The organism is Kocuria sp. JC486 (assembly GCF_011602805.1).
In the GTDB taxonomy this organism is placed as follows: Bacteria; Actinomycetota; Actinomycetes; order Actinomycetales; family Micrococcaceae; genus Kocuria; species Kocuria soli.
In genome coordinates this window covers 1-1,094 of the sequence record NZ_JAAOZS010000054.1, presented here as the reverse complement: position 1 = coordinate 1,094, position 1,094 = coordinate 1, and the positions used below count along the sequence as shown (strand labels likewise).

Annotated in this window: 1 protein-coding gene; it reads right to left on the bottom strand. The window is 64.0% G+C overall.

The window, feature by feature from the left end:
• The coding region (locus GWK18_RS12825) for an IS481 family transposase (RefSeq protein ID WP_166835727.1) at positions 1-997 on the bottom strand (997 nt) is incomplete at its 3' end.
• Positions 998-1,094 lie beyond the last annotated feature (97 nt).

The window sequence follows — 1,094 nt, the reverse complement described above, 5'->3', positions numbered from 1 at the left end:
TGTACTTCCCCGTGACGTTGTGAACGCGTTGTGAGGGTGTTTGGCCGCCGATGCCGGTGTGGGGTCTGTGGTGATTGTAGTGATGGAGCCACCGCGTGTAGGCGGCTTCTCGTTCGGCCTCACTGGTGTAGGGCTGCGCGTAGGCCCATTCAGCGGCCAGCGTCCGGTTGAACCGCTCAACCTTGCCGTTGGTCTGCGGCCTGTAGGGTTTCGTCCATCGGTGCTTGATGTCCTCACCCAGTGCCTCAGCGAAGGCATGGGAACGGTAGCAGGCACCGTTGTCCGTCATCACTGCCGTCACGCTCACTCCGAGGCTGGCGAAGAACGCTTCGGCCCTTCTCCAGAACGCCGCCGCAGTCTCCTTGCGTTCATCGTCGAGGAGCTCGGAGTATGCGACCCGCGAGTGGTCATCCACCGCATGGTGGAGATACCGGTAGCCACGTGAGCCCGCTGCTCCGTGTCGGTTGGCTCTATCCCGCACGACGCCGGCGGCACGGTCCTGGGCGGAGCCTCGACCGTGGACCCGCCAACCACCGCCGTCAGGAATACGGCCTTGCTTCTTGATATCCACGTGCACCAGCTGGCCCGGTGAGGCGACTTCGTAGCGCACTGGTTTCGGCTTTCGAACCGGTAGCCCGGTGGTCTGGTCGATGTTGACCAGCTTCGGCATCCGGAACCGGGCCAGAACCCTCCCCACCGTAGAGCGGTGCAGGTGCAGGTGATACGCAATTCGGTGCGGACCCCAGCGGCGGGTGAACCGTAACGCGATGATCCTGCGCTCCGTCTTGTGCGGCAGTCGGTTCGGGCACGTGCGTGGTCGTGAACCGCGGTCGGTGAGTGCTTCCCCAGCGCGGTACCGGTCCGCCCATCGCTTCGCTGTAGCCGGGGAGCACTGGAAGCGTTCGGCTGCTCGGCGTAACGGCCACCCCTGCTTCACGACGAGGATAGCGAGGCGACGACGTCCCTCGGGCGTCAAAGGTGCGTTAGCGTGAGTCACGAAGGCCTCCGTGGTGAAGATGTTGAGTGTGGTAACCCACATCTTGCCCGGAGGCCTTCATCTACCCCGCGTGTTCACAACCTGCCGGGGAAGTACA